Here is a 6,968-nt window from a genome sequence, read left to right on the forward strand (position 1 = left end):
ATAGCACTATGAAGGCTCTGGCTCGCCTACACCTGTCCGCCTTGGGGGTGGCGCTCACGCTCGCCGCGACTCCCGCCTATGCGCAATCGCAAGGTATGCTCGATAATGTTCTGAACAAATATAAGAGCATGGCGGCGGCGTGGGCGAGCGTCTTCACAACGCACGCGACAATTCTATTCGGCACACTAGCGGCGGTCAGCCTCATTTGGACGTTCGGGGTAATGGCGTTGCGCCGCGCCGATCTTGGCGAATTTGCTTCGGAAGCAATTCGCTTCGCCATCTTCTGCGGCTTCTTCTGGTGGCTGCTCATCAACGGCCCGGCGATCGGCTTGGCGATCATTGAAGGGCTGCGCTCGTTGGGTGCGCAGGCATCCGGCCTGCCTAACAATCTCGCGCCATCGGGTATTGTGGACATTGGTTTCGACATTTTCCGCCAAGCTGTCGAAGCGTCCAGCGTCCTAACTCCGGTCGATTCCGCTCTTTCTATCTTGGTTTCGCTGGGCATCCTGATTGTTTTGGCTCTCGTCGGCGTGAATATGCTGCTGCTGTTGGCCTCCGGCTATGTCCTCGCCTATGCCGGGGTTATCTTTTTGGGCTTCGGCGGCGCGCGGTGGACCAGCGATATTGCGCTGAACTATTTCAAAACGGTGGTCGCGGTGGGCGCGTCCCTGATGACGATGGTTCTTATCGTCGGCGTCGGCAAAACCTTCCTTGACCAATATTATGCCGCAACGGGCGAGGGTTCGTCTCTCCAAGATTTAGGGACCATGCTTGTCTTCGCGGTCGTCCTTCTGGCGCTCGTAAACAAGGTTCCCGCGATGGTCGGGGGCGTTATAAGCGGCGGCTCGATCCACGCGGCGGGCGGTATCGGAGCCTTTGGGGCAGGGGCCGCGCTGGGTGCTGCCGGGATGGCCGCTGGGGCGGCGGCCACGGGTGGGGCTATGATCGCTGCTGGCGCGATGAACGCTGCGGGTGGAGCCAGCGCGATCAAGGCCGCCTTCGCTGCCGCTGGTGGGAGCGGTGGTGAAGGCGGCCAAACCGGCATGGGAGGCGGGCAACCGCTTTCGTCGGCGGGCGACATGCCGGGAGGCGGCGATAACGGCGGCGGCGGTGGCGGTGGGGGCGGCGGCACGCCCCTTAGCGTCGCTATGGGCGGCGATGGCGGTTCCCCCCCGGCCAATGACAACAGCGGCCTTCAAGGCGGCTCGGAAGCCGCCAGCGCGGGCGGCGGCACGGCTGCAAGCGCCGCTGCGGGTAGCGAGGCGGCCGATCGTGAAGACGGCAACGGCGGCGGCGCTGCCGGTGGCTCGCCTGCGGGGGAGGGGGAGGCCAGCTCCGCCAGCTCGCAAGGTGAAGGCGCGCCCGAAAGTGGCGACACTGGCGGCACGCAACGCACCGGCCTTAGCCGTGCGGCGAAAACCGCAAGCATCCTCGGCGGCGCTGCCGCTGGTATGGCGGTGGGCGCTTTGAAAGAGCGGGTGGGAAATACGGTGGGCGGCCGACTGGCGGCCAATATCCGCGCGTCGGCCGCCTCGGCATCGTCGGGAAGTGAAACGCTCGCTCCCGCGACCGGCGCGGGCAGTCCCGCCAGCTCGTCCGATTCATCGCCACCCCCCACGGCGCAATTCGCGGGCGATACCATTTCGGCCGCCCGTGATGCGGGCGACATGGAGACGCCAGAGGATGAAGTTGCGGCCTTCGTCCAGAGAAGGGGGGACAGCTAATCATGGCCGCTGATCTGCCTCCGGTTGTCATAGAAGAACGGGTGCAATGCTCGATCGCGGCGGCGCTGCGCTATAACATTCCGGCGAACGTCATGCTGGCGGTCGCGGAACAAGAGAACGGTCGGCCCGGCGCGCGCGTCCAGAACACCAATAACACCGCCGATCTTGGCTCGATGCAGCTCAATTCCAGCTATATTCAATCGCTGGCACGCTACGGCATCCGGCCCGAATATGTGCTTGCGGCGGGGTGCTATCCCTACAACCTCGCTGCATGGCGTATCAGAAACCATATCCGGGATGACAAGGGCGACCTGTGGACGCGGGTTGCCAATTATCATTCCCGAACGCCGGTCCATAATGCCCGCTATCGGGCGCTGATTATGGCGAAAGGTGCGCGCTGGGAGGCGTGGCTTTCCTCGCGCTATAATACCTACAGCGTGAACGGCATCCCGGTAAGCGGCGGCGCTCCTGCTGCGCGATCGGCCTCGATCCCGCTCACGATCACGGCGGCCGACGCGACGGGCGGGGGCCAGCTCGCGGCGCAACCGGCGATCGTCCAGCCCCAAGGCAGCGCCGACGCCTCGGCGGGCTATGTCGCCTCGATCTTGGCCGCTGCGTTCAATGCTCGCATAACCGATACGTGGCGGGCGCTGGAAGCCAATTACGGGGCCGCCAACAGCTTTCACAAATATGGGCAGGCGGTGGATTTCGTGCCGCGTGCCGGGCTGCACACGATCACGCGCGAGCAAATCCGCGCCGTGATGGCGCAACATGGTGTTCGCGTGGCGGAGCTGCTGGGGCCGGGGGACCGGGGCCATGCCGATCATTGGCATCTGGCTTTCTATACCGGCGATCAGACTCGGCCGCTCGATCGCGCTCAAATTGTCGTCGCCAGAGCGGAACGCGGGGTAGGGGGCCTAACCTCGGCGGCCGTGCAGCCGATGGCCAGCTATGAGGCTGCGCCAGCTCCACAAGCCCGCGTCATGGCGGCTCGGCCGAACGCCGCGCCTATTTCCGTTGCGGTGAATTTCCGGCGCGACATGCTGCATCCTTCGCCTACCGATCCCACGGCGGACCCGCGATTTATTCCGCGCACAATCACCGCCAGCAATTGAAGCGACGGCGCGCTAGGCGCTCAATTCGGCAAGCCGGTGTGGGCGCTGATCCCCATCCCGGCCAGCTCCTCAATGAGCCAGTCTCGAAAGTCCGAAATGGATTTCGCGCCTTCGGCCCTCAAGGCGGCAACGTCTTCCTCTTTGAAACTCCAATCGTCCTTGCCGATGTGGCGCAAGGCGCGCCAAACGCAATGCTTCTGATAGCTGTAGATCGCGCAACGGAGATACCCGCGAACGATCTTTTCCATAGCCGCATCGTCATTGCGGTGGCGATCTAGCAATGCGTCAAGGTCGGCTACGGACGGATTGGGATCAAGCATGGTCGGCCTCGATCTGTAGGGCGAGCTGGGCGAGGCGATCGGGAGCAAGCAAGTCGTCGGCCGCAAGGTCGATAGCGAAGGGTTCGCCGGGTTCGGGCGGCCGTCGATCGGCGGCGAAAGCGGCAAGATAGGGTTGCGCCGCGTCGGTTTCGATCCAGCGCCAGAAGGCAGGCCCTTGGCCGAATAGCCCGGCCTCGAACATATCGAGCCGGGCTTGCGCGAAATCATCGCACATTAGGCGAAGTGGATCACGGCCGATTCAGTGGTCCGCCCCTGCGGGCGCACGACAATATCGACCTTGCAGCCAAGCCGGGTGAGCATGGCTAGAAGCCGCTCAACCGAGACGCTGCGGAACTGGCCTCGCAGGATGCGCGACAATTCCGGTTGGGTAGATCCCGTAACCTTGGCGGCGGCGATCTGCGTCAACTTCCGCTCCTGCATGGCCTCGGCCACACGGGTAACGAGCTGGGCTTTCAAAAGGTGGGTGTCGGGGTCGGCAAAGCCTAGATCGGCAAAGACATTGCCGCTGCCTTCCTCAATGATTTCGTCCTGTGCGCTCATGCTGTGCCTCGCGGGGTCTGGTGTTGCCGGTGATGCTCCTCGGCGGATTTCAGCCGCGTTCGGATCAAATCCATATCGGCCTGCGGCGTGGCCTTGCCCTGCTTGGATTTCTTCTGGAAGGCGTGCAGGACATAGACCGCCTCCGCGAATTTGACTGTATAGACCGTGCGGAACGTATCGCCTTGGTGGTCGTCTATGATCTCGACCACGCCAGCGCCGCCAAAGCCCTTCAACGGCTTAGTGCTGGCGTGCTGCCCGCCTTGCTGCGCAAGGTGCAGGGCATAGCCCATTACGTCCTGCACATCGTCCGGGAACTCCCGAAAATCGCGCTTTGACGATGCCACCCATCGAACCGGCCGTTCCGTATCCATCGCGGCTATTATGCACAAATATACATAGCCCGCAAGCGGAAATTATGCGCGTATGTGCATATTGCCAGCTCGCTATGCCGATTGAGGCGACCGCGATCGGGGCGGCTCAATCGAGCGCCCTGCGCGACGAATGTATCAACGCCGGGGATGCAGGGCCGTAATTTTATGCTAGAGGCCCGGCGCGGCCCACGCCCCCCAATTTGTGCGGCCGTCCACTTCCGACGATGGCCCGCAAGGACTAGCCATCGTCGGAAGACCAACAAACAATCTAGCCGATGCCACGCGCCGCCCCTGTCCGGGCAGGCGAGGGCTGCTTGCCGTTGTAATAAAATTACTGCTCAATCTGGCCCTAGTTGCGCGTGCAATTTCCCTATTGTTGAGTCATCGTCCTCCCTACAGCGACCGAAAGGAGGACTAGGCTATGGTTGATTCTTCCAATATCTATCGAGAGCAACAGAAAGCGGTTGCCCTAGAGTTCATGGAAAAAGCTCTTGCGATACTCGTTGAGGTCGATGATTCAGCCGCAGATTGTTATCTGCAACAATCAATAGATACGTGCATGGCGTCACCGCGCATGACATTTCCCGAAGATGAATTTTGGGATTGTGTTGATGAATTGCCACATTTGACCGATCGCGTCTTGTTCCTGCATCGGCAGAACGGGCTTTCGATCGAGCAAATCGCCAAACGACTAGGCATCGAGCAGAAAGAGGCGGCCGAACGGCTTTCCGTGGGGCTTGCCCTTGTTCGCGGCTCATTCAGCCTGATGGAGCATTAATCGCCGGAATCGGGGTGAGGAAGCATCTTGCCGAGCGTGGCGACCAATTCACCGGGCATGTAGGGCTTGGCGATATAGGCAGCGCCGTTCGGCAATTCGCCAGCACCTGGTCGCACGCGGCCAGAGGTAACGAGGACCGGCATGGACGGCCATCGGTCGCGGACGGCAGCGGCCAAGGCAAGGCCGGTCATCCCTCCGGGCATTTCAATATCGGTGAACACCGCGCCAATGTCATCGCGGCCGTCAAGGATCGCCAGAGCGTCCGCCGCCTCGCACGCCTCAAAGACGCGATAGCCCGCGTCCATAAGAATGTCGGCCGCCATCGTCCTCACTAGGGGTTCATCCTCCACAACCAGCACGGCCGCGCTGCCCGATCCTAATCCCATTTTCCCGGCTCCCCGTCCTTTTCGGCCTTCTCCTGTGCCGCATCACGCAACATTCCCGCCCAGCAAGCGAGGATCAAACCTTCATCGGGTGCGGTTTCCCCGGTGATGACAGCGTAAATCCCCAGCACATTGGAGGTTTCCTCCACCGTTGAGACGCCTTTCCCTTCCAGCAACCCGGCGAGGACCGCCAGCGCCCCGCCCATCGCCCGCACCATTGCCGGATCGGAGAGCTTCGCGCCGGGGAATACGTCTTCATCTGGCGTCCCCTCGCTCATGCGGCCTGCGCGCCTCCCTTGGGTGCGATTATCACTTGGTTTCGGCCGCCCTGTTTTGCGGCGTAAAGGGCTTCATCGGCCGCTTTGAGGGCCGCCCTTGGATCAGGAAAATCAAACACGTCCGCAATACCAGCGGAGAATGTAATTTGGCCCAATGGTTCATCCGTCTTGCGGTTTCGCAAGCGACGTTCGGCCATTTGTTCGCGCAAGCCGTCAAGTTTCTTATGCGCTTCGGACAGGCTGACGCCTCGGAACAGCATAACAAACTCCTCTCCACCGTGGCGCGCTACATGGCAATTATCGTCCGAAATCGTAGCAAGCATTTCCGCGATAAGTCGAATGACCCGATCGCCTGCATCATGGCCGTGCGTATCATTGATGCGCTTAAAATGGTCTATATCGCAGAAAGCTACGGTCAGCGGGTCAAAGCTCGCTCTGGCGTCACGATATTCCCGCTCTAGGACCGTCTCGAAAGCCCGGCGATTGGGAAGGCCGGTCATGTGGTCAATCTCCGCCTCGCGCCGCGCCTGTTCCAGACTACGGCGGAGCGCCTTGGCCTCCTCCTCGCTGCGCCGCATGTCGGTTTCCAGCTTGCGGGTTCGCTCAAGCATCGCCTTCGCCAAATCGGCTAGGCTGGAAAGGATTTGCCCCGTTCCCTGAACCTGATCCAGCTCGGCCACATGCTGTTCCAGCTCGTCGGTATAATCGGCCGTCGCGCTGCGCGTGGCGTTGGCGTTCTTCGAGAAACTTTCAAGCGTCGTTTCCAACCTCGCCATGAGGTGCTGGATGCCATCGTGCTTGTCGATCGTCTCGTCTGCCGCCGTGATTTCGTCCAGCCATTCCTGTGTCACGGCTAGGCCAGCGGTCACATGCTGGGCGATCTTGCGCGCAAGGGCGGGATTGGACCCGGAAAAGGCCCCGTGCGCGGTGAGAAGATTATTGGGCGTCACGTCCAGCTCATAGGTGAGCAGGAAGGCCGCAATTTCATCGAGCAGATGGCGGCGCGCCTGCTGGAAGACATTGCCAGCGCCGTTTGCGAACGCTGCTTTCCCGTCCGCGCTGCGCCCCCCGCGCGCGCCGCGAAAGCCAAGCCATTCCAGTATCGAGCCGGATGAATTTTCCGAATTGGTCACTTACCCCCCCAACAAGCAAAACCGATGGCAGCGACCTCGCGCCATTTCCAAAACTGTGCTGTCGGGAGTAGGCCGGAAAGCCAGCGGCACGCCCCCATTTTGGAGGCGTGCCCGCTTGGAACCGGGTGTTGGAAACCTGATAATCGTCAGGCGCGAACGCCTTTAAAGCCGGGTGGCTTCTGGACATGCGCGTCCGCCACCCGGTCGTTAAGCTCGACCGGCTCGATTATCAGAGGGTTTCCACGCCCCCGCCCACGTCTCCGTAGGTGGCCCAGTCGGCCCGAAGCTGCGATTTTGGCCATGTT

Annotated in this window: 10 protein-coding genes; 3 read left to right on the forward strand and 7 right to left on the reverse strand. The window is 61.8% G+C overall.

The genetic code is table 11. The features are described from left to right. The first annotated feature begins 8 nt into the window (after window positions 1-8). Window positions 9-1,724 carry a P-type conjugative transfer protein TrbL gene (gene trbL / locus FE851_RS24735; RefSeq protein ID WP_030092735.1) on the forward strand — a complete coding sequence of 572 codons (1,716 nt, stop codon included), beginning with the start codon at window positions 9-11 and terminating at the stop codon, window positions 1,722-1,724. Window positions 1,725-1,726: 2 nt separating this feature from the next. Then, window positions 1,727-2,839 (forward strand): transglycosylase SLT domain-containing protein, encoded by a 1,113-nt coding sequence (locus FE851_RS24740; RefSeq protein ID WP_145206862.1) that lies wholly within the window; start codon window positions 1,727-1,729, stop codon window positions 2,837-2,839. A gap of 20 nt (window positions 2,840-2,859) precedes the next feature. Here FE851_RS24740 and FE851_RS24745 read toward each other — a convergent pair whose 3' ends face one another. The 4 genes from FE851_RS24745 to FE851_RS24760 form a co-directional block, all read right to left on the reverse strand. Beyond that, window positions 2,860-3,087: a hypothetical protein gene (locus FE851_RS24745; protein WP_019054791.1), complete on the reverse strand. Its 228-nt coding sequence runs from the start codon at window positions 3,085-3,087 to the stop codon at window positions 2,860-2,862. Between the two features lie 64 nt (window positions 3,088-3,151). Beyond that, window positions 3,152-3,394: a hypothetical protein gene (locus tag FE851_RS24750; protein WP_013041566.1), complete on the reverse strand. Its 243-nt coding sequence runs from the start codon at window positions 3,392-3,394 to the stop codon at window positions 3,152-3,154. Beyond that, window positions 3,394-3,720, reverse strand: coding sequence for a helix-turn-helix domain-containing protein (locus tag FE851_RS24755; protein ID WP_006964370.1), 327 nt, complete (start codon window positions 3,718-3,720; stop codon window positions 3,394-3,396). The genes FE851_RS24750 and FE851_RS24755 overlap by 1 nt, the downstream gene beginning before the upstream one ends. Beyond that, window positions 3,717-4,091 (reverse strand): type II toxin-antitoxin system RelE/ParE family toxin, encoded by a 375-nt coding sequence (locus tag FE851_RS24760; RefSeq protein ID WP_013041565.1) that lies wholly within the window; start codon window positions 4,089-4,091, stop codon window positions 3,717-3,719. The genes FE851_RS24755 and FE851_RS24760 overlap by 4 nt, the downstream gene beginning before the upstream one ends. Before the next feature lie 421 nt (window positions 4,092-4,512). Between FE851_RS24760 and FE851_RS24765 the strand changes: the two genes are divergently transcribed. Then, a complete protein-coding gene (locus FE851_RS24765; RefSeq protein ID WP_014194370.1) occupies window positions 4,513-4,869 on the forward strand; it encodes a sigma factor-like helix-turn-helix DNA-binding protein in 357 nt (118 codons plus the stop codon). Here FE851_RS24765 and FE851_RS24770 read toward each other — a convergent pair. Genes FE851_RS24770 through FE851_RS24780 form a run of 3 tightly spaced genes read right to left on the reverse strand, consistent with a single transcriptional unit; the run spans window position 4,866 to window position 6,663 of the window. Continuing rightward, window positions 4,866-5,255, reverse strand: a complete 390-nt coding sequence (locus FE851_RS24770) for a response regulator (RefSeq protein WP_014194371.1) — start codon at window positions 5,253-5,255, stop codon at window positions 4,866-4,868. The two genes, FE851_RS24765 and FE851_RS24770, sit on opposite strands and share 4 nt — an antisense overlap. Continuing rightward, complete coding sequence (locus FE851_RS27095; RefSeq protein WP_014194372.1) at window positions 5,246-5,530, reverse strand: hypothetical protein; 285 nt, start codon at window positions 5,528-5,530, stop codon at window positions 5,246-5,248. The genes FE851_RS24770 and FE851_RS27095 overlap by 10 nt, the downstream gene beginning before the upstream one ends. Next, entirely contained in the window at window positions 5,527-6,663 is a 1,137-nt protein-coding gene (locus FE851_RS24780) for a sensor domain-containing diguanylate cyclase (RefSeq protein WP_238551640.1), read from the reverse strand. The genes FE851_RS27095 and FE851_RS24780 overlap by 4 nt, the downstream gene beginning before the upstream one ends. Between the last annotated feature and the right edge of the window lie 305 nt (window positions 6,664-6,968).

This window comes from Sphingobium sp. B2 (genome assembly GCF_007693735.1).
GTDB lineage: Bacteria > Pseudomonadota > Alphaproteobacteria > Sphingomonadales > Sphingomonadaceae > Sphingobium > Sphingobium xenophagum.

Bases quoted from the DNA above. Each gene is read 5' to 3' on its own strand.
- FE851_RS24755 (WP_006964370.1), bottom strand. From the start codon at position 3,720: ATGAGCGCACAGGACGAAATCATTGAGGAAGGCAGCGGCAATGTCTTT.
- FE851_RS24745 (WP_019054791.1), bottom strand. From the start codon at position 3,087: ATGGAAAAGATCGTTCGCGGGTATCTCCGTTGCGCGATCTACAGCTAT.
- FE851_RS27095 (WP_014194372.1), bottom strand. From the start codon at position 5,530: ATGAGCGAGGGGACGCCAGATGAAGACGTATTCCCCGGCGCGAAGCTC.
- FE851_RS24760 (WP_013041565.1), bottom strand. From the start codon at position 4,091: ATGGATACGGAACGGCCGGTTCGATGGGTGGCATCGTCAAAGCGCGAT.
- FE851_RS24765 (WP_014194370.1), top strand. From the start codon at position 4,513: ATGGTTGATTCTTCCAATATCTATCGAGAGCAACAGAAAGCGGTTGCC.
- FE851_RS24750 (WP_013041566.1), bottom strand. From the start codon at position 3,394: ATGTGCGATGATTTCGCGCAAGCCCGGCTCGATATGTTCGAGGCCGGG.
- FE851_RS24740 (WP_145206862.1), top strand. From the start codon at position 1,727: ATGGCCGCTGATCTGCCTCCGGTTGTCATAGAAGAACGGGTGCAATGC.
- FE851_RS24770 (WP_014194371.1), bottom strand. From the start codon at position 5,255: ATGGGATTAGGATCGGGCAGCGCGGCCGTGCTGGTTGTGGAGGATGAA.
- trbL (WP_030092735.1), top strand. From the start codon at position 9: ATGAAGGCTCTGGCTCGCCTACACCTGTCCGCCTTGGGGGTGGCGCTC.